This window comes from Chitinimonas sp. (assembly GCF_036568685.1).
Classification (GTDB): domain Bacteria; phylum Pseudomonadota; class Gammaproteobacteria; order Burkholderiales; family Chitinimonadaceae; genus Chitinimonas.
Genome location: NZ_DATCSC010000145.1, coordinates 32,528 through 57,067, shown reverse-complemented (window position 1 = coordinate 57,067; position 24,540 = coordinate 32,528). Strand labels below are relative to the sequence as shown.

The window sequence follows — 24,540 nt, the reverse complement described above, 5'->3', positions numbered from 1 at the left end:
TGATGACCATGGACCAGAGCACATTGATCAAAGTCTTGCTGCTGGAGGACCTCGCGGTCGACGCGGAGTTGGCCCGGGACGCGCTGCAGCAGGCGGGACTGCGCTTCGAGATGCAACATGTCGCCGAAGAAGAAGACTACCTGACCGTGTTGCAGTCGGGCTGGCCCGATATTGTTGTCGCCGACTACTCCTTGCCACGCTTTGACGGCCCGCAAGCGCTGGCATTGCGCGCCAGGACGGCACCCGATGTACCGTTCGTATTCCTCACCGGTTCCCTGGGGGAAGAAAGGGCGGTGGAAACCCTGCGCAGCGGTGCCACCGACTATGTGCTGAAAACCAGCCTGCCCCGACTGCCGGTCGCTGTGCTACGCGCACTGGCCGAAGCAGACGCGGCCCGCGATCAGGCACGGGTCAAACGGGAGCTGGAGGAGAAGAGGCAGCTGCTGGAAGCCGTCCTGACGACGACCGGGGCCCTGATCGTCGTCCTGAACAACGATGCCCGGATCAGCCAGCTCAATCCCTCGGCAATACATAGTTCGGGCAGGAACTACGAGTCGCTGCTGGGGCAGCCATTTGTATCGGTATTTGCCAACCAGGACGAGCGCGACTGGGTAGACACGCAACTGGCCAGGCTGGGCGAACTCAATACCGACGACGCGCGCAACGTAACCTGGCGTAGCCGCATCGGCGTCTCTTCCATCCAATGGGCGGCCAGCCGCTTGCCCAAGCTTGATGGCCAGGCACCGTTCGCCGTACTGGCGGGCATAGACGTGACCGAGCAGGAAATTGCCGAACAACAGGCCCATTTCCTACGCCACTATGACAGCCTGACCGGCTTGCCGAACCGGGACCTGCTCAAGCATCGCCTCACGCTGATGCAACTGGGTAGCGGCGAAAAGCAGCAGGCGCTGGTACTGATCGGCGTCGATCGCCTGGCCGACATCCGTGACAGCCTGGGCAGCGCCATCAGCAATCAGCTGCTGCACGACATCGCCCGGCGCCTGAGTACTTGGCAGCAACCGACCGAGTGCGTGGCCAGGGTGGGTGACATCAGCTTCGCCCTGATCCTGGAGGTTGCCAACGAAGCCGAATTGATCCGGCAGCTTCGACAGCTGCTGGCCATTCTGCGCAACCCGCATCATCTGAAGGGGCGTGACTTCTTCCTGCCGGCCTATATCGGGGCCGTCATGCATACGCCCGATGCAGACCCAGAAGCCATGTTGCAATCCGCAGAAGCGGCGCTGCACCGCGCAACAGGGGCGATGGGCGAGGGCTTCCAGCTCTATGAAAGCACACTCTCCGTCGAAGTGACCGAACGGCTCATGCTGGAAGCAGAGCTACGCGTCGCCCTGCGGGACCCGGCGCAACTGGAGCTGCACTATCAGCCGCAGGTCAGCCTCAAAAGCGGCCAGATCGTAGGCGTGGAAGCCCTGCTGCGATGGCAACACCCCAGACTGGGACTGCTTCCTCCATCGAAGTTTATTGCGTTCGCAGAATCCTGTGGCCTCATCGGGGAGCTGGGCAGGCTGGTACTGCACACCGCCTGCCGGCAAGCGCAGGCGTGGCAAGACGCCGGCCTGCCCCAGGTCACCATGGCCGTCAATCTGGCGGCGGCGGAATGGTCCAATCCCCAGCTCCTGGCGCAGGTCACCGACGCCTTGTCGCAGAGTGGTCTGGCGCCCGGCCACCTGGAGCTGGAGCTGACCGAATCGACCTCCATGCACGACCCGGACTCCACGATAGAGACCATGGCCCGGCTGAAGGAAATGGGCATACACGTGTCCATAGACGATTTCGGCACGGGTTACTGCAATCTCAACTACCTGAAACGGTTTCCCGTGGACAGACTGAAGCTGGACCGCAGCTTCGTGCAGGACATTACCGTCGACCCGGATGACCTGGCCATCTCCCGCACCGTGGTCGCCATCGCCCACCAGCTCCGCCTGGAGGTCGTGGCCGAAGGGGTCGAAACCGAAGGGCAGTTGGCGCTGCTGGCCGCCATGGGCTGCGACATCATCCAGGGCTACTATTTCAGCCGCCCCCTGCCTGCCGACGCCTGCGCTCGGCTGCTCGCCGAGCGCCCCACGCTCACCCTGGGATCATGGCGCAGCAATCGGCGGACCTTGCTGCTGGTAGACGACGAAACAGGGGTGTTGACCGCCGTCCAACGGCTGCTGCGCGGCCACGACTACCGGGTGCTCGCCACACAGAACCCAGCCGAAGCATTCGAGCTGCTCGCTACACATAGTGTCGGCGTCGTCATTTCCGATCAACGCATGCCGGAATTGAACGGCACTGAGTTCCTGAACCGGGTCAAGGATATGTACCCGGACACGATACGCATCATCCTTTCCGGCTACACCGATCTGCAAACCATTACCGACGCGGTGAACCGCGGCTACGTGTACAAGTTTTTGACCAAGCCCTGGGAAGACCAGACCCTGCTTGAGGCCATTGCCGACGCCTTCGAAAAGCACGAGTCCAATCTCCCCCAAGGCCAGGGAACCAGGAGGACCGAATGATGGGCCGTGCCACTACCTTCCGCAGTACACAAACGAGCAATATCGATCCGGTCGCCGCCGCGCAGGAGTTCCATGCCGGTGTGTTCCAGCCCGACATGGAACTGGTGCTGTTCTTCTGCTCCAGCCACTACCACCTGCCTTCGCTGGCACAGGAGCTGAACCATTTGTTCCAGGGCGTGCGCCTCGTCGGCTGTACCACGGCCGGCGAGATCGGGCCGGCCGGGTATTTGAGCCGCGGTATTACCGGGCTCAGCCTCTCCAAAGGAGAGTTCTGCGCGGAACTCGGTCTGCTGGAGGACCTGCAAGGGTTCAGTGACACCCAGGGCCAGGCCCACGTCCACGAATTGCTGCAGCGGTTCGAGCGCCGTGCGGCCGAACCTGCCGCAGCCCATCCTTTCGCGTTCCTCTTGATCGACGGCCTCTCCATGCGGGAGGAGGTGGTCAGCCGCTGCCTGCAAAACTCCCTGGGGCGTATTCCCCTGGTGGGCGGCTCCGCGGGCGACGATCTCAAGTTCGAGCGGACCTATGTTTTCTACCAGGGAAGATTCCGCAGCAATTGCGCCCTTCTGGCCTTGATTTCGTCGGTACATCCCACACGCATCTTCAAGACCCAGCACTTCACGGCCACCGAGGAACGCCTCGTCGTCACCGCGGCGGATACAAGCCGGCGGGTGGTCTATGAAATCAACGGCCTGCCGGCTGCACAGGAGTACGCCCGGCTGGTCGGGGTTCCCGTGGAGGCACTGTCGCCCGCCCTCTTTGCCGCCAACCCCATCGCCGTGGTCATCGACGGCACGGAATACGTGCGTTCGATCCAGAAAGCCGGCAGTGACGGCTCGCTGACCTTTTACTGCGCCATGGATGAAGGCCTGGTGTTACGCATCACCCGCGGTGGCAATCTGATGCACAACCTGACCCAGTCCTTCCGGCAGATCAAGTCGGAAATCGGCGAGATCCAGCTCGTGCTGGGCTGCGACTGCATATTGCGCAATCTGGAGATATCCCAGAGCGAGCTGAAGCGGGCCGTCGGCGAGGTATTCAGACTACAGGGCACAGTCGGGTTCAGCACCTACGGTGAGCAATACCATGGTGTGCATGTGAACCAGACCTTTACTGGCGTAGCCATCGGCTATGCCAAGGAGCAACGCCATGGTTGAGCGGGCAATACTGCGCGCCCCGGCAGAAGGGGTGGAGCTGCAGGCGGAAGTAGTCCGCCTCAACAAGATCGTGTCCGCGCTGATGCATAGGGTGGAACGCAGCATGGACGGCGATGGCTCCGATTTCAGCGTCTTCCAGACCGCGGTGATGCTGGACCACGAAGTGCACATGCGTACCCGTGCACTCCAGGCCGCCTTGCGCGAGAACGAACAGATCAACGACGCCTACCGGCTTGCCCAGCAGCAGATGCAGCTGGAAATACTCGAACGCAGGCAGATCCAGGAGATGCTTGAGCAGGAACAAGCCGAGCAGGAGGCGTTGATCAAACAGCTGGAAGACGCGCATAGCCAATTGCTGCAATCGGAGAAGCTTGCCTCCATCGGCCAGTTGGCGGCGGGCGTGGCACATGAGATCAACAACCCCATCGGCTTCGTCAATTCCAACCTGAACACGCTGAAGGGCTACGTGGGCAAGCTGCTGGAGCTTATCGCCGTCTACCAGTCGCTCGAGTCCATGCTCCCCCAGGACACCAGCCTTCACCAACGGCTCGCCAACGCCAAGAAAACCAGCGACTTCGAATATCTGCAGGAAGACATCGGCCTGCTCATCGCAGAATCCATCGAAGGCACATCGCGGGTCCGCCGCATCGTCCAGGACCTGCGGGACTTTTCGCGTGCCGGCGAGATGGAATGGCAGACCGTCGATATCCACCAGGGGCTCGACAGCACGCTGAACGTGGTGTGGAACGAGATCAAGTACAAAGCGGAGGTCGTCAAGCAGTATGGCGAACTGCCCCCGGTAGAGTGCCTGCCCTCCCAACTCAACCAGGTATTCATGAACCTCCTGGTGAACGCCGCCCAGGCGATACCGGAACGGGGCCAGATCGTCTTGCGCAGCGGGGTCAGGGGCGAGGAAGTCTGGATCAGCATCGCAGACAACGGCGCCGGCATCCCTGCACACGTCCTGCCCCGCATCTTCGACCCATTCTTCACCACCAAGCCGATCGGCACCGGTACCGGCCTGGGATTATCGGTCTCCTACGGCATCATCAGCAAACTCAGTGGCCGTATCGAAGTGGAAAGCCAGGTCGACGTCGGCACCACCTTCACCATCTGGTTGCCGATACATCACAGGCCCAGTGACGATGCCAAGCAGGCCCATTGAGACGACAAGGCCGGTCAAAGCCCACCATGGAAGAAAAACCCAGAACCCTGTTGCTGGTCGACGACGAGGCCAACGTCCTGTCGGCACTGACCCGACTCTTCCGGTCCGAGGGATACAGCGTGATACGGGCCGGCGGCGGGCAGGAAGGGCTGGCAGCCTTGTCCCGCCAGGCCGTGCAGGTCGTCATTTCCGACCAACGCATGCCTGGCATGACCGGCGTGGAATTCCTGCGCAAGGTCAAGGCAAGCTATCCAGACACCGTCCGCATCGTCCTCTCCGGCTATACCGACCTGCAATCGATCACCGATGCGATCAACGAGGGCGCCATCTACAAGTTCATGACCAAGCCCTGGAACGATGAGGAACTCAAGGCCGTCATTGCCGAAGCATTCGTCGTTCACGAGGCCCTGTCCAACCATGAGCAGCAGATGCAGGAGCTGGTGCACAAGGCCGAGCACGACGCGATGTACATGGAGAACCTGATCGCCCAGGCGGAATCGACGGACAAGCTCAATCTACAGCTACTGACGATGGTGCAGGAGATGGTAGAGCTCATGCCTGTTCCACTACTCGGGATCAGCAGCGAGGGCGAGATCATGCTGGTCAACCGGGCGGGGAGCTCGGCCTTCGGTGTCTCGGCCTCGCCCGGGAGTCCCGCCTCGCGCTGCCTCCCGGAATCGGTCCTGGCCACCATGTCTGGAGATTGGCCAACCGGAGCGGGTACCTATGTCACGGCGCCTGATCTCGAAGGCCGGCTGAGACGCTTCTTTGTGGCACGTTTGGGACGTTGGTCGCATGCCGACGGTTATTGTGTACTGCTAGGGGAAACAGACGAATGGATGCCCAAACCTTCGAATCGTGGCTAAGGGACCCGGTCTACTTGCCAAGCAGCCGCAGCGTGGTGTGGGAATTGCTGCGCTCGCTCGACAAGCCCGATGTGCCGACGGCGGAGGTACAGGAGCTGGTCAGCCGTGACCAGGGACTGGTAGCGCGCATGCTCAAGCTGGCCAATTCACCTTTCTTCGGTGTATCGCGCCAGGTCAACTCGCTGCCCGATGCGGTGGTCGTGCTCGGGCTGATGAATGTCAGGCGACTCGCCATTGCCGCCTCGCTGCTGGAAGAAGAAGCCGAACTGCTACAGAGCTATTGGAAACATTCGCTCCGCATCGCCTACTTGAGCGAGAGCATCGCGCACTACACCCGCGCCACGCCGGCGATCTGTTTTGTCTACGGGCTATTGCGGCATATCGGTCTGCTGGTCTTTTACGGTCACGACGCGGCTTTCGGCCCCAAGCTGATCCATCCCCAGGAGCAGGGTCCCATCCTGCTCGCTGAACAGCAACAAACTTACGGTTTTGACCACCTGAAGCTTGGCTGCCAGTTGTTGGAGTCGTGGCGCCTGCCCTCGCAACTCAGCGACGCCATCTCGCGTTGCTACGCCGAGCCCCCTGCACCGTACTCCAGCATCGCGCTCTGCAGTCAGATTGCCGATCATTGGGTGACCCATGCAGCACGCGAGGACGGCGAAGACTTCACGCTGCCGCAGTGGATGCACGAGCAAGGCGTGCTCCATCCACAGTGCCTGACCGATCTGGCAAGCGAACTTGGCCGGGTAGATGAAGGCATACGCCGGCAGTTTGGCTAAGTGCCACAGAGCGTGGCGCCCCGCCGCGCCTGGACGACACTGAGGACGACACCTCGCCCCAAGCAATATCGCACAAACCAAAAATCAAAGGCCCTGCAGGCAATTACGCAAGGGCTCTTTATTTGAAAGCGCCGACAGCTCCAAGGGCAGCATCTCAATGCCAGGCATGCGCTCATCCAGAAATAGCCCGGTCCTGCCGGGCTTTTTCACATCTATGCTGCAAGCTCATCCCCACCTGATCGTGTCGGCTTTAGCTGCCGGACTACCACCATGTTTGCCATTCATCGTTCTCTAATACAGCTCATCGCAAGAACTTGCACCAACAGTCCCAGCGGGCATGCTGCCGGGTCCGCGCGCCTTCTTCCGGCTCGCGACCTTGCCACGAACCTGGAGACTCCATGCGTCGCCCCCTTCGTACTCTCGCCCCGGCGCTTATGGCCGGTCTGATCGGCGCCAGCGGTCTGGCCGCCCCTGCCCCCGCCAGCGGCTATCAACTGCCGGCCCCTGAGCTGCAAGCCCTGGTAGACGCCCCGCGCGGCCCGCTGTTTTCCATCGGTCCCAAGCGCGGCACCGCGCTCTTGACCGGTCTACCCGGCTTGCCGGCCATTGCCGTGGTGGCCCAGCCCGAGCTCAAGCTCGCCGGCCTGCGCATCAACCCCAAGGTTCGCGCCGCCAGCCGTTTTGACTTTGGCGACAGCCTGAGCCTCCTGGACGTCAAGACCGGTCAGACCCGCCCCGTCAGCGGCTTGCCCAAGAACCCACGCATTGCAGACAGCGCCTGGTCGGCCGACGAGCGCTACGTCGCCTTCAGCCTCTGGGGCGACGATGGTGTCGAGCTGTGGCTGCTCGATGTAGAAAAGGCCAGCGCCCGCCCACTGCTGCGCGACCATCTGAACGCCATCGTCGGCAGTGGCTTCACCTGGCTCAATGGCAGCCAAAAGCTGCTGGTGCGCCTCGTGCCAGCCAAGCAGGCGGCGGCGCCGGAAGCGGTCACCATCCCGAGCGGCCCCAATACCCAACAATCGCAGGGCGGCAAGGTATCGCAGACCCGTACCTATCCCGACATGCTCAAGACGCCGGCCGACGCCGACCTGCTCGACTGGCAGCTGCAAGCCCAACTCGGCGTAGTGGGCATCGATGGCAAGCTGGAGCGTATCGGCCCGGTCGCCACCCTCTTGGGCGCGCAGCCCTCGCCGGACGGTAAGCACATCCTCACTGCCCAGCTGCATCGTCCCTATTCCTACCTGGTGCCCTTCATCCGCTTCCCGCGTGCGGTCGAGGTCTGGGACATCCACGGCAAGAAGCTCAAGTCCATCGCCGACCAGCCCCTCCTGGAGCGCATGCCCTCGGGCAATGACGCGGTCCAGGACGGCCCTCGCGACTTCGCCTGGCGCAACGACGCCCCGGCCACGCTGTACTGGGTCGAGGCCCAGGATGGCGGCGACCCGGCCAAGGAAGCCACGGTGCGTGATCGCGTCTACCTGCAGGCAGCCCCCTTCAGCGAAGCGCCGCGCAAACTGATCGACCTCGCCTGGCGCTTCAACGGCATCGTCTGGGGCCGCGACGACCTGGCCCTGGTCGACGAAGGCTGGTGGAAGAGCCGCGACACCCGTACCTGGCGCGTCCAGCCGGGCAAGGCCGATGCCGCGGCCGAACTGCTGTTCGCCCGCAAATCCGAGGACCGCTACGCCGACCCGGGTGACCCGTCTACCCAGCTCAACGCCTTTGGCCGCCCGGTACTGCGCACCACGGCGGACGGCAAGTCGCTGTTCCTCCTGGGTGACGGTGCCAGTCCTGAGGGTGATCGCCCCTTCCTCGACCGCTATGACCTCACCAGCAAGCAGAGCACCCGCTTGTGGCGCTCAGCCGCGCCCTACTACGAGCGCGTGTTGGCCCTGCTGGACAACGAAGGCCATCGCGTCGTCACCAGCCGCGAATCGGTCGACGAGCGCCCCAATTTCTACCTGCGCGACCTCGGCCAAGCCGGCGAGCCCAAGGCGCTGACCCAGTTCCCGCACCCCACCCCGCAGCTCAAGGGCGTGCAGAAGCAGCAGATCAAGTACAAGCGGGCCGATGGCGTGGAACTCAACGCCGTGCTCTATACCCCGCCCGGCTACGACGCCAAGCGGGACGGTCCGCGTCCGCTCCTGATGTGGGCCTACCCGCAGGAGTTCAAGACCACCGAAGCCGCCGGCCAGGTCACCGACTCGCCCTACCGCTTCAACCGCATCAGCTACTGGGGCCCGCTGGCCATGCTGGCGCGCGGCTATATCGCGCTCGACCATCCGGCCATGCCTATCGTCGGCGTGGGCGACAAGGAGCCGAACGATACCTATATCGAGCAGCTGCGGATGGATGCCGAGGCGGCGGTGGACGAAGTAGTGCGCCTGGGCGTGACCGACCGCGACCATATCGCCGTCGGTGGCCATAGCTACGGCGCCTTCATGACTGCCAACCTCTTGGCCCATACCCGGCTGTTCCGCGCCGGCATCGCCCGCTCCGGTGCCTACAACCGCACGCTCACCCCGTTCGGTTTCCAGGCCGAGGACCGCAATTTCTGGGAGGCCAAGTCGGTGTACCAGACCATGGCGCCGTTCAACTATGCCGAGCAGATCAAGGACCCGCTCCTGATGATCCACGGTGAGATGGACAACAACCCCGGCACCTTCCCGGTTCAGAGCGAGCGCATGTACCAGGCGCTACAAGGTCTCGGTGCCACCACCCGCCTGGTGATGCTGCCCAATGAAAGCCACGCCTACCGGGCACGCGAGTCCATCCTGCACATGCTGTGGGAACAGGATCAATGGCTGGAGACCTATGTGAAGAACGCGAAACCGCGGAAAACCAACTAGGAATGGCTTAGATCAGGCGCCCGGGAAACCCGGGCGCCTGCCGCCGGCGAAACGGAAGCAGCGGTCTTTCTTGATCTAGCCCCCGCCCCCTCCGCCCCGCCCGCCGGCGGGGAACCTCGCTACGCTCGCCGCGGTACTGATAACGGTCTGCTTTTCGAGACAAACGCACCGCGCGAACAAGCGAAGTAAGGCGCCAGACGACAGAAAGGCCGGGTTACTACCCGGCCTTTTTCGTATATGCCGGTTACTACTGCGGCGAACAGGTACCGAACTGCGTGACCGTCGGCGAGTTGCGCAGAAAGCTCTTTTTAATGATGGGCGTATAGGCGCAATACACCCCCTTGTTGGTGTAGTACATGGTCACCCGGTTGCTGCCCTCCTGTTGCTCTCTTATCTCCAGCACCACCAACTCGCTCAACTGGTTGTCGAAGCTCTTGGCCAGCGCGGTCAGTACCGGCGGCGGTAGCTTGCGCAGGTTTTCCGGCAGCTCGGCCCTGGGCAGCAGGTGTTGCCGCTGCTCCCCCTCGCGCTTGAGGCTGGCCTCGGCATCGCGTACCCCGGCCAGCGCCCGCTCGGTCAGGCTGGTGGCCGGCAGCGCTTCCGGCAGGCTTAGCGTGGCGGGCGCAGGCGTCGAGGCAGAGGGTTGGGCCGGAACGACCTCAGTCGTTGCCGCCTTGTCCTTCGGTTCTGTGCGGCGTACTGGCTGTACCGATGGCGCAGTGACCACCGGGCGCTTTTGCGGCTCGGGCTGGGCCGGCCGGCTTTGCGGCTGCCATAGCTGCAAGCGTACCTGCAAGGGCTCGCTAGGCAGCGTCACCCGCTGGGTCACCCCGCGCCAGCACAAGATCAACAGCACATGCAGCAATAGCGAGATGCTGATCGCGTAACGACCATTCCGCCGAGGATACGCTGTCGCCAGCGGTGGGCTCATGGTCATGCTCACCATCCGACCACCTCACCGGTAAACCGCACCATGGCGCCGGGCAATGGCGCTGACGGCCCTACTTGCAATACCTTCGGCACGCCATCATCTACATGCCAAGCCGTGCTAGTGCCGTGCATTGCAGGACCTGCGAAAGCGGGCCCGGCCTGACACCGGGGGCACAACCGTTGCTCCATGCTTCCCTCCAGATTATTTTCTTGTCGCGCTCCGACTGCCTTATTCGGCGGGCGTTCCGCGGCAGTAGCGAATTTTTCCGGTGCTATCATTGCGCACCGTCAGAAAGGACCCCCGCCATGTTTGAAACCAGCGACCGCACCCGCACGCCCAACTACGAGGAGCTGGACAAGCAGCTGGCCGCCCTGTTCGAGGGTGAGCGCAACTTCATCGCCAACGCCGCCCAGTTCTCGGCCTTCATCTACCAGACCCTGGACGCACTGAACTGGTCGGGCTTCTACCTGGCCCACGGCCAGGAGCTGGTACTCGGCCCCTTCCAGGGCAAGGTCGCCTGCGTGCGCATCCCCTTCGGTCGCGGCGTCTGCGGCACCACCGCCGTCAAACGCGAGACCGTGGTAGTGGCCGACGTGCACGCCTTCCCCGGCCACATCGCCTGCGACGCCGCCTCCAATTCGGAAATCGTGCTGCCGGTAATCCAGAACGGCGAGCTGATCGGCGTGTTCGACATCGACAGCCCCGAGACCAACCGTTTCTCCGATGCCGACCGTATCGGCCTGGAAAAGCTGGTTGCCCGCTTCGCCGCCATGACGGACAAACCTTGACCCGGAGTCACATCGCTGCACCCACCCGGTGCAGCGCTTATTGCCGGAACGCCTACATTGCCTTGAAACGCCAGGCATAGGCCTGGCTGACCTTCAGGCGCTCGGGCCGGCCGCGCAATTCCACCGTGATCCGGCCCAGCTCATCGCGGCGGGCGCGGGCAATCGCCTCGGCCCGTACCACCACCCCGCGGTGGATCTGCCAGAACTGCTCAGGGTCCAGGCCAGCAACCAGCTCGCGCAAGGGCTTGCGCACATGCGCCTCGTCCTCGCCGCTCACCACCCGGGTGTACTTCTCGTCCGATTCAAAAAACAGGATCTGCTCGATCGGGAACAACTTGATCGTGTCGCCCACGCTGGCGCTGATCCAGCGTATGCGTTGCTCGGTCTCGACCTGCGGGCGCAGGCGCCGGTCCAGCTCGGCCATGAGCCGACCGATGTCAGGCGCGGTTTCTGACAAACGCAGACGCTCACGCAGGCGCGTTACCGCCTGCTCCAGCCGCGCCTTGGCGACGGGTTTGAGCAGGTAGTCCAGCGCCCCGGCAGCAAAGGCCTCGACCGCGTATTGGTCGTAGGCGGTGGTAAATACCGCATGGCAGCGGCCGCTGACCGCGTGCGCCACATCCAGGCCAGACAGCCCCGGCATGCGGATATCGAGAAAGGCCACATCCGGCTGCAAGCGCTCTATCGCCTCCAGCGCATCGGCCCCATGCTCGCATTCGGCCAGTACCTCCAGCTCCGGCCAGCATTCGGCCAACATACGGCGCAGCTCGCTGCGCAACAGGTCTTCATCTTCGGCAATGATGGCGGTGGGCATCAATCTCTCCAGATTCTCAGTTCAAGGTGCCAGGGGCAGCTGTATGGCCGCCCGCACGCCGCCTTCGGGGCGGGCCTTCAGGCTCAGGCTGGCGCGCTTGCCGTAAAGCTCACGCAGCCGCTCGTCGATATTGCTGAGCCCCAGGCCGCTACCCGAGGTATGGCCACCAAAGCCCACGCCGTCGTCGCAGACCGACAACTCCAGATAGGGCTCACCCGCCAGCTCCAGGCAGCTGGCACGCACTTCGATGTGGCCTGGCCCGATCTTGGGCTCGATGCCATGCTTGACCGCATTCTCCACCAGCGAGATCAGGAGCAGCGGCGGCACCGAGCGCTCAGCCAAGCCCGGTTCCACCTCCACGCTGAAGCTCAGCCGCGGTATGCGGGCTCGCATCAGGCCCAGGTAGGCTCGGGCGGTATTGAGCTGGGCCGAGAGACAGGCCTGGGCGCTGCTGCCATCACTGCGTAGCTGCGGTACCGTGGCGCGTAGATAGTCCACCAGGTGGTCGATGATGGCGGCCGCCCTGCCCGGGTCGGAACTGATCGCCGAGCGCACGCCAGCGAGGGTATTGAACAGGAAGTGCGGTTCCACCTGCGCCGCCAGGACCGATAGCCTCAGCTCGGCCTGGTGGCGGGCGGCCTGGGCCCGCGCCAGCTCCTCACGCTGCAGGGCCTGAGCCAGCCGGCCACGCTGGCGAAAATAGGTAATCAGATGCCAACCACCGCCCAGCCAGAACACCAGCAGGTAGACGCTGCCCCTACCCAGCACCGTACCCAGCAGCTGGGGGTCGAAGCCGGAGGAGGTCGCCTTGCCCCCCTGCGCCGCCGCCTTGGCAGGGCCCTTGGCCTGCGCATCCAACCCGTTGATGGTGGCCGAGCCACCCACCTGTACCGCGAGCTGCACCTTGTCGGCACCAAACAGCGCCCGCTTGATCACGTAACTCCCACCCTCAGACAAGCCCGAGCTGACCAGCATGCCAAACAGAATGGCCAAGACAACCGCCCAGCCTTCGCGTGCTGCCGACCAGCCACGGCGACACGCCAGCACCCCCAGCCACGGCCCCAAGGTGCAAAGCACCAGACCTGCAACTCCCAGCGACACCAAGGGCACCAGGTAAACCCGCCAGTCACCGCGTGCCCCCAGGATGAGCAGACCGAAAAGGACGATTAGCACCAGCAAGGTGCTGACCAAGGGTAGGGTGCGGTAGCGGTACCAAGTCGCGCTGAATACGGGGTAGTTGCCGGCACGGCTGAACCAGCCGGCCGTCTGCAGCGATACCTCGGCCGGCAAGGGCTGGTCCTGTTGCCTGTCCTCTGCTGTCACCGAGCTGTCCATCTGGGCCGTCCGTCATATTAAATACCGAGGCCGAGCATAGAGGGCTTTGCCCCTTCCGGGCAAAGGGGCGACGAAATACCCCTAGGCGGTGACAAAATAGGACGCCAACGGCATGAAACCGACGGGTCAAGTCCTAAAAACAAGAAACCCCGCACCGGGCGGGGTCTCTGACAGCAGCGTTACAAACAGCCGTGCTATCCGTTGTCCCGGATTTCCAGCTTGTAGCCCACCTTGAGCGCCGACTTGCCGGCGACCTTGTTCCACTTCATCAGCTCGGCCACGGTCACATCATGCTTGCGGGCAATGGTGTCGAGCGTATCGCCACGCTTGACCACATAGCGGACCAGCTTGGGGCCGGCCTTGTCGAGCTTGGCCTGGCGCAGGCCAGGCTTGCTGTCCGGGTCGCGTAGCACCAGTTTGCGGCCCACCGGCACCTTGTCCGACTTCAGGCCGTTGAGCTTCTTCAAATGATCGGTACTGATGCCATGACGGTTGGCGATCGACGCCAAGGTGTCGCCACGCTTCACGGTATAGCTGGCCGGCAGCACGCTCACCGTCGCTTCGGGCGCCGAGTCCGCCGAACGGGTGGCCCCGGCGATCAGGGCCGCCAGATTCTGCCGCTCGCTCACATCCACGCTGTCGCGAATCGGCACCAGGATGGTCTGGCCGCTGGCACTACGGGCGCCACCGAGCTTGTTGACATCGCGCAGCTCGGCCACGGCAATGCCGAATTTGCTGGCGATGCCATCGAGCGATTCGCCGCGCTTGGTCACATAGGGCTGCCAGGACAGGAGCGGCTTGTCGTAGGTCTGCAGATTGCGTTCGAAGGTATCGACCTTGTCGACCGGCAGCAGCAGCTTGCGGTCGTCCTTGTGGGCGAATACCGGGCGGATCAGGCCGGGATTGAGCTGCAGCAGCTCTTCCACCGTGGTGCCAGCGAGCTTGGCCGCCAGCTGCAGGTCCATATGCTTGCCGGTCGAGACGGGCTGGAAGTAAGGCTGGTTGGGCATGGCCGGGATGCTCAGGCCAAACGCCGCCGGGTTGGCGATGATATTGCGCACCGCCAGCAGCTTGGGCACGTAGTTCTCGGTCTCGCGCGGCTTGCGGATGGTATCGAAATCATCCTCCATGCCACGGGCGCGGGTCTTGGCCAGCGCGCGGCCCACACCACCCTCACCCCAATTGTAGGCGGCCAGCGCCAGCTGCCAGTCGCCGAACATATTGTAGAGGTCCTGCAGGTAGTCCAGCGCCGCGTAGGTGGCGGCCATCACATCCTGCCGGCCGTCGTACCACCAGGTCCGCTCCAGACCATAGCGCTGGCCGGTCGAGGGGATGAACTGCCACAGGCCCGAGGCCGAAGCCTGGGATTCCGCCTTGGGAACGAAGGCGCTCTCCACGATGGGCAACAGCGCAATCTCGGTCGGCATGCCGCGCTTCTCGACCTCGCCGACGATAAAGTACAGATAGCGGCGGCTACGCTCGACCACCCGCTGGATGTACTTGGGGTTGTTGGCATAGAAGCGTTCCTGGGCACGCACCGCCGGCGTGTCCACGTCTTCCATCTTGAAACCCGAGCGCACGCGCGCCCACAGATCGGTCTGGTCGGCCGGTGCGAGCAGGGGCGAACCGGCATTGTCGGTTGGGCCGGCAGCGTCCGGCAGCGGCGCCAGCTGCGGCTGGCTGGCCACGGTCCCGGGCGGCGGCACGATCTCGTCAGCCTGGCTCAGCGGCGCAAACAGGGCGGCGACCAGGGCAAACAAGGGTGCGAGGCGGAGATCGATTTTTTGCATGGGCAACAATGAAAAAGGCGTGTCGCAACGGAACAAACGCGGGGACACGCCAGATTGAAAACTGCCGCGATGGTAGGGCGACAAACAGCCAGCGTCAACCAAAAATGCCTTACGAATCAATATGGAATGCCCATATGGCAATGCGCATATCCAGGCAGCATAACGCGATCAGGTGGGTTGACCGGCTGTCGGTCCAGACCTGCGGCCTGACGATCGGCCAACTCAGCGAAAACCATCTTTCCAACGCCTGAGCGCGGCAAAGACTTCAACCGGCTCATCGTTTGCCGCGCCCTGGCCACGTGCTGCGGCACGCACCGCCGGTTCGGCCCAGCGCAGGAAAGGGTTGGTGGCCCGCTCCAGTGCCAGTGTGCTCGGCAAGGTCGGCTCACCGCGTTCACGGCGCGCAGCATCGGTCCGGCTGCGCCACAGCAGCTCGCTATTGCCGGGTTCCACCGCCAGCGCAAAACGCTGATTGGACAAGGTGTATTCATGGGTACAGCACACCAGCGTCTCTGCCGGCAGCGCCAACAGGCGGGCCAGTGAATGCTGCATCTGCGCCGCCGTGCCCTCGAACAAGCGACCGCAACCGCAGGCAAACAGCGTATCGCCGCAGAACAGCACACCCTGGCCGTAGTAGGCCAGGTGATCCAGGGTGTGGCCGGGCACCGCCAGCACCTCAAAGCGCAAGTCCATGTCGGCCAGTTGCAAGCTGTCGCCGTCAGCCAGTGATTGCGTAACCATGGGGATGCCCGCCGGGCCGTAGACCGGACAGCCCCAGATTGCCGCCAGTTCTGCCACGCCGCCGGTATGGTCGCCATGATGGTGGGTCAGGAGGATGGCCGACAGGGTCAAACCCAGCTCGGCCAGCCGCGCTGCCACGGGTGCCGCGTCCCCCGGGTCCACCACCAGCGCCCGCTCGCCCTGTCGCAGCAGCCAGACGTAGTTGTCCTGCAAGATAGGAACAGGCAGGATGGATAGCATGAACGTCTCCCTCGATGATGACTTGCTGGCACCGGTCCGCTACGCCCGCTGGCTCGACAGCCCGCTCGGCCAGTACGTGCTGACGCGCGAGCAGGCCTTTTTCGAGCGGGCGGTGGCCGATGTGTTCGGCTACTACGCCGTGCAGCTGGAGCTGCCCGGTATTGATCTCTTGGCCACCAACCGCATGCCAACCCGTCTGACCGCCGGCCTCTCGGAAGGTTGCCAGCTCGCTTGCGACCCGGCACAGCTGCCCTTCCCGGCCGCCAGCGTCGATCTCCTGATCCTGCCTCACACCCTGGACTTCCACGGCGACCCCCGCAGCGTGCTGCGCGAGGCGGAGCGGGTATTGGTGCCCGAAGGCAGGCTGATGCTGACCGGCTTCAACCCCTGGAGTCTATGGGGCGCAGCCAGGCTAGGCAAACGCCGTCGCGGCATCCCCTGGCAAGCGCAGTTCCTCGGCCTGCCAAGGGTCAAGGACTGGATGGCGCTGTTGGGGCTGGAGCTCGAAAGCAGTCGCGTCTGCTGCTATGCGCCGCCACTCACGCACGTGGGCTGGCAGGAAAAACTGGCTTTTATGGAGAGAGCCGGTGATCGCTGGTGGCCGGTAGGCGGCGGCGTCTACTGCCTGGAAGCGGTCAAACGGGTGCGTGGCATGCGCTTGATTGCACCGGGCTGGAAGAAAGCCCGCGCCCGCGTACGCCCGGTGGCGGTGGCCGTGCCGGACCGGCACAGTCCGCACGAACAATAGTCGCCTCGCTCAGCGCTCGGCGTGTTCCGTCCGCCAGGCCTGCACCACCGGGACCAGGCTGGTCAGCCGGTCCATGCGCAGCACCCCGTCAGGCAGGCGCTTGAGCCCGCTGGCACCCGCCCCACCCAGCCATAGTGCTACGCCGGCTGGGAGCCGCTGCCTCAGTGCGTGCACCAGTTCCATCGCCTCCCGCGTGGGGAAGGTCGAGGACAGCGATAGCGCCAACACATCACAACCCAATTCCACGCTCGCCTCGGTCATATCCTCCAGCGGCAGCGACACGCCCAGCGACCAGGTCTGGCAGCCCTGCATGCGCAGCATGGCCTCGACCATCAAGAGACCCAGGCCGTGCTGCTCGCCCGACGGCGTGGTCAACAATACCCGGGGAGGAGCCAGCGGTTGGTTCAGCGCATTGATCGCCGAACGCACCGTCTGCGATACCAGTTCCACATAGGCATGCTCCTGCCAGGCACCGATCTCGCCGGCGAACCAGGCCTCACCCACCCGGGCATTGGCCAGCGGCATGAACTCGGCCACAAACTCGCGCAGCCCGCGCACCACCAGCTCGCCTTGCAGATAGCGCTGCACCGCGGCCAGATCATGCTCGGTCAGGCAGCGGACCAAAGGGTCCACATCGGCCCGGCCCTCGGCCTGTTCGCTACCCCTGCTGATGCGCTCCAAGAGCTGCGACAACTCGGCCGCTTCGCTACGGACGATCTTGCTCGGCCGCAGCCCCCGGTCCAGGAGGCGCCGCACCAGGCGCAGCTTCTCCACCTGCTCGGGCGGGTAGACACGATCGCCCTGTGCATCCCGCGCCGGTTGCGGAAAGCCATAGCGGCGCTCCCAGATCCGCAGCAATTCCTTGCTGAGTCCGGTTTCACGCTCGACCGCGCTGATATTCAGACCAAGAGATTGGTCAGCTTTCATGACGATGCTCTTCAGAAAGAGGTGTCCAGCCATCATAACAGTGAATGCTAATGCAAGCGGTTGCCTGCGCGGCATACTGTGGCGTTTCGCCTTCAGTCGGCAGTCACACTAAGCATCTGATTGCACGGACAACAGGGGCCCTATGGTACGGCAATGCAACGCAATGCGTCGCCACGGCCGGTGCGTTGTCGACAAGACCGAGAACCTCGCTACAATGCAGCGGATTCCGGCGACTCCCGCCGCCGGGGCACGATACCAACATGGGAGGTGACAATGCATCACAAGCCGCAATGGCTGGCGTTCACGCTGGCCCTGGCGCTGCCCCTGGCCGCGCACGCAGTGACCGGCGACCCGCAAGCCGGCGCCAAGAAGAACTCGATGTGCGTGGGCTGCCACGGCATACCGGGTTACCAGACCGCATACCCCGACGTCTACCACGTGCCCAAGATCGGTGGCCAGCACGCCGAATACCTGGCGGCCGCCCTGCAGGGCTACAAGACCGGGTCGCGCAAGCATCCCACCATGACCGGCATCGCCGCGCAGCTGTCCGAGCAGGACATTGCCGACCTTGCCGCCTACTACGCCGGCAAGAAGTAAGGGGAGACCATCATGAACGCACGCCTCGCCCTTATCCTGTTGGCTGGCCTCGCACTGAGCAGCCAGGCTGCCGACCTTGCCGCCGGCCGCACCAAGGCCGAACAGGTCTGTGCCGCCTGCCACAATGCCGACGGCAACAGCACCAACCCGCAGTACCCGGTACTGGCCGGCCAGCACGTGGACTATCTGCGCAAGGCCTTGCGCGACTACCAGAGCGGTGCGCGCGGCAATGCCATCATGGCACCGATGGCGCAGGCCCTGTCCAAGGCCGATGTTGAAAACGTCGCCGCCTGGTTCGCGTCGCAGCCCAGCAAGCTCAATATGCAGCGTTGAGTTGCGCCCGGCTTGAAACACCACCAACGGGCCGGCTTATCGGCCCGTTTTGCATCACAGACAACGAAACGCACCATGACCGCACCCGCCGCTCCCGTACTCCGCCATACACAGTTCATCGTCCGCCTGGGTGAGCCGGGCGACGCCGAGGGACTGCGTACCTACCTGCTGGCCAACCGCAGCGCCTTCGCCCCGGTCGAGCCACGCCGGCCAGAGAACTTCTACAGCCTGGAGTTCTGCCTGATGCGGCTGGCGCTCAACCGCAGCCACTACCAGGAAGGTCGTAGCGTCAGTATGCTGGTATTCGAGCCCGACAACCGCACCGTGATCGGCACCATCAATTTCACCAATCTGGTCGGTTACCCCTATCACGGCGCCACCCTGGGCTACTCGCTGGCGCAGACGCACTGGGGCCGGGGCCTGATGCGCGAGGCGCTTACGCTGACCCTGGCCTGGATCTTCGAAAGCCACAATCTGCACCGGGTCACCGCCAACCACCTGCCAGACAACGAGCGCAGCGCGCGCCTCCTGGCTCGGCTGGGCTTTCGCCGCGAGGGCTACGCCCCAGACTACCTCCTCATCGACGGCGTCTGGCGCGACCACGTGCTAACCGCCCTGACCTCCGATACCTGGACCGCACGCGACACCTCGGCCGAACTGGTCTGGCAGGGTACCGGTCGGCCATCCCCCATCTGAGGGATGGCCCATGGGCCGATCTGCCGCTATGCTGCCCGCACCGGCGGCTGACCGTATGGCGGTGGAACCAACATTGTCCGTACCAATCAGAGAATAATGATTTAGAGCCTGCCATGAATTTAAGTGACTGAAAAATCATTTAATTCAACGCACTGACGAGCGTCAGCGTGGTTCCCCGCAGCGGTGGCTGCCAGCGTTCTTGGCGCTGTAGCGCCTGGAACCTGTGTGTGCAAAGCTGCGGGAAGGGTGTGGATTAAAACAGGGAAGGGGCTGCTGTAGCAGGCGTCCTTGCCGCGTAGCGCCAGGGTCTCGCTGGCGCCGACGTTACCTTCCGCCCCCATCAGACCTAAGTTCATAACAGGCTCTTAGACCGCCCGGCATAGAGGCGGGACGCGGGTGCCCACCCAACCGGAGGTATGCATGCTAGACGGGCTGACTCAGCTTTTCGCCAGCCAGGGCTTCATCCCCCATGGCTATTGCTTTGCCTGGTCGTCCAGCCTCTTGTGGACCTATGTCATCGCCAACGCCGCCATCGGCCTCGCCTATTTCAGCATCCCGCTGGCCCTGGTGGTGCTGATACGCCGTCGCACCGAGCTGCGCTTCAACAGCGTGGTTGCCATGTTCGCGGCCTTTATCCTGGCCTGCGGTTCCACCCACTTCCTCGACATCATCACCATCTGGCAACCCATCTACTGGCTCGACACTTGGGCCAGGGTATTTACCGGTGCCATCTCTCTGGTCACCGCGGTGATGCTCTGGCGGCTGATCCCGCAGATCCTGGCCATCCCCAGCCCGCAGCAACTGGCCAGTGCCAACCTCAAGCTCTCCGAAGAGATCGCTGCCCGCAAGGACAAGGAGCAGGAACTGACCCGCAGCGAGGAACAGCTGCGCGCGCTCTACAGCAACCTGGAGGCCAAGGTGGAGGAACGCACCGCCGAGCTGGCCGAGGCCAATGCCCGCCTGCAGGCAGAGGTAACCGACAGGCAGCGCATGCAAAACGAACTGCAGGTGCTCAACCGCAAGCTGGAAGAGTCGATACGCCAACAGGCCTCACATGCCAACGAGATGGAACAGCTCAACATGATGGGCGACCTGATGCAGAGCTGCGTCTCGGTCCAGGAGCTGACCCAGGTGCTGGGCAACTTCGCCGCCGGCTATTTGGAGGCCCCCTCGGGCGGCGTCTACCTGCTGGATGAGGAAGCCGGCCTCGCCGCCATCGAGTGCCAATGGGGTACCCTGCCCGAGGTGGAGAAGGTCTTTCCGCCCAGCGGCTGCTGGGCGCTACGACGTGGCCAGATCCACCCTACCGACCCCCTGCAGCAACACCTGCACTGCCAGCATGTAAGCGACGATGCCGACCATATCTGCATCCCCCTGATCGGCAACGGCGAGACCCTGGGTCTTTTGCACCTGCGTGAGCCACGTGGCCTGCACGCCCCGGCCTTTCTGGAAGGCGTTGCCAAGCGCGCCGCCCTGGCCCTGGTCAGCCTCAAGGCGCGCGAGGCGCTCTTCAATGAAGCCACCCATGACCCGCTGACCAACCTCTATAACCGCCGCTACCTCGATACCGCCCTCGACGACGCCGAAAAACGCGCCCGCCGTAGCGGCCGCACCGTCGGCCTGATGATGCTGGACCTCGACCACTTCAAGTCGGTCAACGACAATTACGGCCACGAAGTCGGCGACCAGGTGTTGCGCGAATTCGCCACCCAGCTGCGCGCCAGCCTGCGCGTCGGTGACGTGGCCTGCCGCTATGGCGGCGAAGAATTCACCGTGCTGCTCAACGGCGCCACCTTGCAAGCCACACGGCAGCGTGCAGAGCAGTTCCGCCAGGCGGTGGAGAAGGTACGTATTCCCTACAAGGACAAGGTCCTGACCTTGACCGTCTCGGTCGGCATTGCGGCCTTCCCCGAGGACGGTGCCAATCTCCACGAGATCCTGCAGGCTGCCGACCGCGCGCTCTACGGCGCCAAGCACAGCGGCCGCAACAAAGTGGTCGCAGCCGGGGAAATCGCCGCAGATGAGACTGCCCACAAGCAGGAGACCCCCGCCGGAGAAGCGATCTGAGCCTCCGGGGGGCGTCAGGAGAAGTAAAGGCAAACGCCCCGGTAGCTACACCGGGGCGTTTGCTTTTACGACACTTGCAGCTACGCAGGGGCTCAGTTGGTCTTGAAGACCACCGCCTTATAGCTATTGGCCGCGCCAACCAGGGCAAAGGTATAGGCCCCACCGGCGACCAGGGTATCGGTCGTCAGCTGCGCCAGCGCCGCACCATTGCTGCTGGCATTGAAGGTCACCGGGTAGGAGAGCGCATCCAGATCCACCGAAGCCGAGCGGTTACCGGCGGCGATATTGCTCAGGAGCGGCTGGTAATTCACCACCGCGTCCACCGAGGCCTGGTCCGGAGTCGCGTTGACAAAGCGGCCACGCGCGCGGCTGCTCGATACCGCCAGATTGCTGTCCTCGAACACCAATGCCGTTGCAGCGCTCGACAAGCCGCTGGAGAACACCGTGTAGTCACGGCCCGGCTGGAAGGTCTGGGACTGGCTGATAAACGCCGCCCCGGTGCTCTCATTGCTGAAGTTCAGGGTGTGCGTGCCGGCGGACTGGATCACATAGTTGGTCACGCCGGCAAAAGGCACAGCCTGGTAGGCGGCGGTGCCATCGAGCGAAATCCGGCTGCCGCTGACATCGGGGCTACCCTGCACCACCCGCAACCGGGCCAGGGTGTTGGGCACAATAACTGCCGAGCCGTCGTCAGGCTTGATACGCATGACCGTCGGCAGCTGGCTGCTACCCAGGGTATGCAGCACCAGCGTGGTGGCGGTCGCGCTGTCGAAGGTCATGGTGGTGTCGAACACCACGGTCTTGGTGCCCGACAGCGTCAACCGCACCCGGTAGCTGCCGCTGGCCGTCTCGCTGCTGTAGGCCGACATGCTGCCGGCAGCGTAGGCATAGACCGTCGGGGTGAGGTTGGAGAGATCGTCACTGGCGCCGGTCACATACAGATCGAACCCCGACAGGTTGTCCGCCGCCAACAGGGTACGGACCACAAACTTGCCGCTGCTGACCGTATAGGCCTCGTCGGTGAAGCTCGCGTACTTCATGCCCACGGCCGAGCCGTAGAGATAGGTCGTGGTATGGCTCTTCTGCGCCGGCGCCAGGGTGAAGGAACCCAGCAAGGCATTGCTGGCGTTGTTGATCTTGATGGTGTAGCTGGCTGCCCAGGCATTGTCTTGGTAGCTGCTGGACTGCTCGAACGGCAGGCTGGAGAGCTGCGTGGCGTCGTCAAGCAGCACACTGACCGTTGCCTGGTCGGTCATCAGGTTCACAAAGCGCAAGTTGGCGTGGATGCTGTCATCCCCGCTCTTGAGCCCGTTGCAGCCGGCGAGACCCAAAGTCGCCAAACCAAGCATCGCCAGCCCCAGACTGGCCAAAGTGGACCTACCTTGCATCAACTGCTCCCTATCGCGTTAAAGCTACGACGCCTGCCCATCAGGCGTGATGTGGGCGACGATAAGGAACAGTTGTTCACCAAATATGTGCCAAGTGTTTGGCCCCGACAGACAGCTGTTACAAGCCATGACCGCGTGTAAGTACCCGTAAGGCGCTTAACAGCGGTGCCAAATCAGATCTGCCACTCAAGGACCTGGCATGCCTCACCCAATCGGTCATCGCAAGGACTGAGCGTAGGCCAGTTCGCAGGTCGCCATGCTGCATCCGAGGAACCCCATTGCCCGCTGATCCCGCCGCTTGGCATTAGCGACTGAAACACTTGCACACACCTGGCCGGCTCAACCCAGCGCGCTCTTGTAGAGGGCCAGATAGTCGCGGGCGGGGCCTTCCCAGCCGAAGTGTTGTTGCATGGCCTGGCGACGGACTTCGCGCCAGAGCTGGGGTTTGCCGTGCAAGGCAAAGGCCCGGCGTACGGCGGCGTCGAAGTCGGGCTGGGTAAAACGTTCGAACACAAGGCCGGTGGCAGTGTGGGCCGCCAAGTTCTCAAGCGACACGTCGCTGACCGTATCGGCCAGGCCGCCGGTCCGGCGCGCCAGCGGTAACGCACCGTAGCGCATGCCATACATCTGGGTCAGGCCGCAGGGCTCGAAACGCGAGGGCACCAGCACCACGTCGCAACCGGCAAAGATGCGGTGCGATAGCGGTTCATCAAAGCCCAGCCTTACCGCCACCCGCCCGGCATGACGCTGCGCCAGCTGGCGGAACCCCTCCTCGAGTGCCGGCTCACCACTCCCCAGCACCAGCAGTTGGCCTCCCTGCGCCAGCAAGGCCTCGGCACCCGCCAGCACCAGGTTGAGCCCCTTCTGCTCGGTCAAACGGCTGACTACGCCAAAGAGCAGCGCACCCGGCTCTGCGGCCAGGCCCAGCTCAGCCTGCAAGGCAGCCTTGCAGCGCGCCTTGCCCAAGGGCCGCTCGGCATCGAAGTGCGCCGGCAAGGCCGGATCACTGGCCGGGTCCCAGACCTGTTCATCCACCCCATTGAGGATGCCGCGTAAAGCATCGGCACGGTAGCGCAGCAAGCCATCCAGCCCACAGCCGTGCTCGGCCGCCTGGATCTCCTCGGCATAGCTCGGACTCACGGTCGCAATGCGGTCGCTGAACTGCAGCCCGGCCTTGATAAACGAAAGCTGGCCATGGAACTCCAGGCCATCGAGGCGGTAGAACTCGGCCGGCAGACCCAGCTCGGCATAGTGCGTGGCCGGGAAGACCCCCTGATAGGCAAGATTGTGGACAGTAAACACGCTCGCCGCCGGGCGGCGGCCATCACGCAAGGCAATCTGCCGCAGATAAGCCGGCGTGAGGCCGGCATGCCAGTCGTGGCCATGCAACAGCTGTGGCCGCCAATCCGCCAACAGGCCTTCAGCCAGTTGGGCCGCCACCCAGGCCAACAGGGCAAAGCGGCGGTGGTTGTCGGCATAGGGGTGCTGGTCCGCATCGGCGTAGGGGTTGCCGGTACGGTCATAGAGGCCGGGTGCGTCGATCACATAGGCCGGTACGCCGCTAGGCAGCCTGCCCTGCCACAGGGTCAGCGTATCGCTGCCAAAACGAACCGGCAGGCTGGCCGCCAGCTTGGCATCCTGAAGGCCGGCACGGACGGCCGGAAAGCCCGGCAGCAAGACCCGTGCATCGCTACCCAATGCGCGCTGAGCCTGCGGCAATGCCCCCACCACATCGGCCAATCCACCGGTCTTGAGCAGGGGGTAGCACTCTGCCGCAATGTGCAAAACACGCATCTATCCGACT

20 protein-coding genes are annotated in these 24,540 nt (G+C 63.8%); 12 read left to right on the top strand and 8 right to left on the bottom strand.

The features are described 5' to 3' along the window. Window positions 1-8: 8 nt before the first annotated feature. From VIM95_RS21320 to VIM95_RS21295, 6 genes are all read left to right on the top strand, one after another. The gene (locus tag VIM95_RS21320) at window positions 9-2,522 is read left to right on the top strand and encodes an EAL domain-containing protein (protein WP_331989769.1); all 2,514 of its coding nucleotides are present in this window, start codon (window positions 9-11) and stop codon (window positions 2,520-2,522) included. Then, a complete protein-coding gene (nosP, locus tag VIM95_RS21315; protein WP_331989767.1) occupies window positions 2,519-3,679 on the top strand; it encodes a nitric oxide-sensing protein NosP in 1,161 nt (386 codons plus the stop codon). Before VIM95_RS21320 ends, nosP begins: the two co-directional genes overlap by 4 nt. Further along, window positions 3,672-4,844, top strand: coding sequence for a histidine kinase (locus VIM95_RS21310; protein WP_331989765.1), 1,173 nt, complete (start codon window positions 3,672-3,674; stop codon window positions 4,842-4,844). The genes nosP and VIM95_RS21310 overlap by 8 nt, the downstream gene beginning before the upstream one ends. A 26-nt stretch (window positions 4,845-4,870) precedes the next feature. Continuing rightward, window positions 4,871-5,710 (top strand): response regulator, encoded by an 840-nt coding sequence (locus tag VIM95_RS21305; protein ID WP_331989764.1) that lies wholly within the window; start codon window positions 4,871-4,873, stop codon window positions 5,708-5,710. Next, window positions 5,680-6,489, top strand: a complete 810-nt coding sequence (locus VIM95_RS21300; RefSeq protein WP_331989763.1) for an HDOD domain-containing protein — start codon at window positions 5,680-5,682, stop codon at window positions 6,487-6,489. The genes VIM95_RS21305 and VIM95_RS21300 overlap by 31 nt, the downstream gene beginning before the upstream one ends. Window positions 6,490-6,887: 398 nt before the next feature. Then, a complete protein-coding gene (locus tag VIM95_RS21295) occupies window positions 6,888-9,341 on the top strand; it encodes an alpha/beta hydrolase family protein (RefSeq protein WP_331989762.1) in 2,454 nt (817 codons plus the stop codon). A 247-nt stretch (window positions 9,342-9,588) separates the two neighbouring features. Here VIM95_RS21295 and VIM95_RS21290 read toward each other — a convergent pair whose 3' ends face one another. Then, window positions 9,589-10,272: a hypothetical protein gene (locus tag VIM95_RS21290; protein ID WP_331989760.1), complete on the bottom strand. Its 684-nt coding sequence runs from the start codon at window positions 10,270-10,272 to the stop codon at window positions 9,589-9,591. A 305-nt stretch (window positions 10,273-10,577) separates the two neighbouring features. Between VIM95_RS21290 and VIM95_RS21285 the strand changes: the two genes are divergently transcribed. After that, window positions 10,578-11,060 carry a GAF domain-containing protein gene (locus VIM95_RS21285; RefSeq protein ID WP_331989758.1) on the top strand — a complete coding sequence of 161 codons (483 nt, stop codon included), beginning with the start codon at window positions 10,578-10,580 and terminating at the stop codon, window positions 11,058-11,060. Window positions 11,061-11,112: 52 nt separating this feature from the next. Here the strand turns inward: VIM95_RS21285 and VIM95_RS21280 are convergent, their stop codons facing one another. The 4 genes from VIM95_RS21280 to gloB form a co-directional block, all read right to left on the bottom strand. Then, window positions 11,113-11,874 carry a LytTR family DNA-binding domain-containing protein gene (locus tag VIM95_RS21280; protein ID WP_331989756.1) on the bottom strand — a complete coding sequence of 254 codons (762 nt, stop codon included), beginning with the start codon at window positions 11,872-11,874 and terminating at the stop codon, window positions 11,113-11,115. 21 nt (window positions 11,875-11,895) lie between these two features. Beyond that, on the bottom strand, window positions 11,896-13,209 hold the full coding sequence (locus VIM95_RS21275) for a sensor histidine kinase (protein ID WP_331989754.1): 1,314 nt from the start codon (window positions 13,207-13,209) through the stop codon (window positions 11,896-11,898). 194 nt (window positions 13,210-13,403) lie between these two features. Continuing rightward, window positions 13,404-14,999 carry a lytic transglycosylase gene (locus VIM95_RS21270; protein WP_331989752.1) on the bottom strand — a complete coding sequence of 532 codons (1,596 nt, stop codon included), beginning with the start codon at window positions 14,997-14,999 and terminating at the stop codon, window positions 13,404-13,406. Between the two features lie 222 nt (window positions 15,000-15,221). After that, window positions 15,222-15,980 (bottom strand): hydroxyacylglutathione hydrolase, encoded by a 759-nt coding sequence (gene gloB, locus VIM95_RS21265; protein WP_331989750.1) that lies wholly within the window; start codon window positions 15,978-15,980, stop codon window positions 15,222-15,224. On the opposite strand from gloB, the gene VIM95_RS21260 reads away from it, so the two are divergent. Next, window positions 15,979-16,728, top strand: a complete 750-nt coding sequence (locus VIM95_RS21260; RefSeq protein ID WP_331989748.1) for a class I SAM-dependent methyltransferase — start codon at window positions 15,979-15,981, stop codon at window positions 16,726-16,728. The genes gloB and VIM95_RS21260 overlap by 2 nt on opposite strands. A gap of 9 nt (window positions 16,729-16,737) precedes the next feature. Here the strand turns inward: VIM95_RS21260 and VIM95_RS21255 are convergent, their stop codons facing one another. Beyond that, window positions 16,738-17,655 (bottom strand): MerR family transcriptional regulator, encoded by a 918-nt coding sequence (locus tag VIM95_RS21255; protein WP_331989746.1) that lies wholly within the window; start codon window positions 17,653-17,655, stop codon window positions 16,738-16,740. 273 nt (window positions 17,656-17,928) lie between these two features. On the opposite strand from VIM95_RS21255, the gene VIM95_RS21250 reads away from it, so the two are divergent. From VIM95_RS21250 to VIM95_RS21235, 4 genes are all read left to right on the top strand, one after another. Beyond that, on the top strand, window positions 17,929-18,252 hold the full coding sequence (locus tag VIM95_RS21250; RefSeq protein ID WP_331989744.1) for a cytochrome c: 324 nt from the start codon (window positions 17,929-17,931) through the stop codon (window positions 18,250-18,252). 12 nt (window positions 18,253-18,264) lie between these two features. Next, window positions 18,265-18,585, top strand: coding sequence for a cytochrome c (locus VIM95_RS21245; RefSeq protein WP_331989742.1), 321 nt, complete (start codon window positions 18,265-18,267; stop codon window positions 18,583-18,585). A gap of 75 nt (window positions 18,586-18,660) precedes the next feature. Next, on the top strand, window positions 18,661-19,281 hold the full coding sequence (locus VIM95_RS21240) for a GNAT family N-acetyltransferase (protein ID WP_331989740.1): 621 nt from the start codon (window positions 18,661-18,663) through the stop codon (window positions 19,279-19,281). A 420-nt stretch (window positions 19,282-19,701) separates the two neighbouring features. Continuing rightward, window positions 19,702-21,348 carry a diguanylate cyclase gene (locus VIM95_RS21235; protein ID WP_331989738.1) on the top strand — a complete coding sequence of 549 codons (1,647 nt, stop codon included), beginning with the start codon at window positions 19,702-19,704 and terminating at the stop codon, window positions 21,346-21,348. Window positions 21,349-21,440: 92 nt separating this feature from the next. On the opposite strand, the gene VIM95_RS21230 is transcribed toward VIM95_RS21235, so the two are convergent. Beyond that, window positions 21,441-22,736, bottom strand: a complete 1,296-nt coding sequence (locus VIM95_RS21230; RefSeq protein ID WP_331989736.1) for a DUF4397 domain-containing protein — start codon at window positions 22,734-22,736, stop codon at window positions 21,441-21,443. A 339-nt stretch (window positions 22,737-23,075) separates the two neighbouring features. Next, window positions 23,076-24,530 (bottom strand): glycogen synthase GlgA, encoded by a 1,455-nt coding sequence (glgA, locus tag VIM95_RS21225; RefSeq protein ID WP_331989734.1) that lies wholly within the window; start codon window positions 24,528-24,530, stop codon window positions 23,076-23,078. Between the last annotated feature and the right edge of the window lie 10 nt (window positions 24,531-24,540).

What these genes read in the sequence shown, in the direction of transcription:
- VIM95_RS21320 (WP_331989769.1), top strand. Translation starts at nt 9, where the DNA reads ATGGACCAGAGCACATTGATCAAAGTCTTGCTGCTGGAGGACCTCGCG.
- nosP (WP_331989767.1), top strand. Translation starts at nt 2,519, where the DNA reads ATGATGGGCCGTGCCACTACCTTCCGCAGTACACAAACGAGCAATATC.
- VIM95_RS21310 (WP_331989765.1), top strand. Translation starts at nt 3,672, where the DNA reads ATGGTTGAGCGGGCAATACTGCGCGCCCCGGCAGAAGGGGTGGAGCTG.
- VIM95_RS21305 (WP_331989764.1), top strand. Translation starts at nt 4,871, where the DNA reads ATGGAAGAAAAACCCAGAACCCTGTTGCTGGTCGACGACGAGGCCAAC.
- VIM95_RS21300 (WP_331989763.1), top strand. Translation starts at nt 5,680, where the DNA reads ATGGATGCCCAAACCTTCGAATCGTGGCTAAGGGACCCGGTCTACTTG.
- VIM95_RS21295 (WP_331989762.1), top strand. Translation starts at nt 6,888, where the DNA reads ATGCGTCGCCCCCTTCGTACTCTCGCCCCGGCGCTTATGGCCGGTCTG.
- VIM95_RS21290 (WP_331989760.1), bottom strand. Translation starts at nt 10,272, where the DNA reads ATGAGCCCACCGCTGGCGACAGCGTATCCTCGGCGGAATGGTCGTTAC.
- VIM95_RS21285 (WP_331989758.1), top strand. Translation starts at nt 10,578, where the DNA reads ATGTTTGAAACCAGCGACCGCACCCGCACGCCCAACTACGAGGAGCTG.
- VIM95_RS21280 (WP_331989756.1), bottom strand. Translation starts at nt 11,874, where the DNA reads ATGCCCACCGCCATCATTGCCGAAGATGAAGACCTGTTGCGCAGCGAG.
- VIM95_RS21275 (WP_331989754.1), bottom strand. Translation starts at nt 13,209, where the DNA reads ATGGACAGCTCGGTGACAGCAGAGGACAGGCAACAGGACCAGCCCTTG.
- VIM95_RS21270 (WP_331989752.1), bottom strand. Translation starts at nt 14,999, where the DNA reads ATGCAAAAAATCGATCTCCGCCTCGCACCCTTGTTTGCCCTGGTCGCC.
- VIM95_RS21260 (WP_331989748.1), top strand. Translation starts at nt 15,979, where the DNA reads ATGAACGTCTCCCTCGATGATGACTTGCTGGCACCGGTCCGCTACGCC.
- gloB (WP_331989750.1), bottom strand. Translation starts at nt 15,980, where the DNA reads ATGCTATCCATCCTGCCTGTTCCTATCTTGCAGGACAACTACGTCTGG.
- VIM95_RS21255 (WP_331989746.1), bottom strand. Translation starts at nt 17,655, where the DNA reads ATGAAAGCTGACCAATCTCTTGGTCTGAATATCAGCGCGGTCGAGCGT.
- VIM95_RS21250 (WP_331989744.1), top strand. Translation starts at nt 17,929, where the DNA reads ATGCATCACAAGCCGCAATGGCTGGCGTTCACGCTGGCCCTGGCGCTG.
- VIM95_RS21245 (WP_331989742.1), top strand. Translation starts at nt 18,265, where the DNA reads ATGAACGCACGCCTCGCCCTTATCCTGTTGGCTGGCCTCGCACTGAGC.
- VIM95_RS21240 (WP_331989740.1), top strand. Translation starts at nt 18,661, where the DNA reads ATGACCGCACCCGCCGCTCCCGTACTCCGCCATACACAGTTCATCGTC.
- VIM95_RS21235 (WP_331989738.1), top strand. Translation starts at nt 19,702, where the DNA reads ATGCTAGACGGGCTGACTCAGCTTTTCGCCAGCCAGGGCTTCATCCCC.
- VIM95_RS21230 (WP_331989736.1), bottom strand. Translation starts at nt 22,736, where the DNA reads ATGCAAGGTAGGTCCACTTTGGCCAGTCTGGGGCTGGCGATGCTTGGT.
- glgA (WP_331989734.1), bottom strand. Translation starts at nt 24,530, where the DNA reads ATGCGTGTTTTGCACATTGCGGCAGAGTGCTACCCCCTGCTCAAGACC.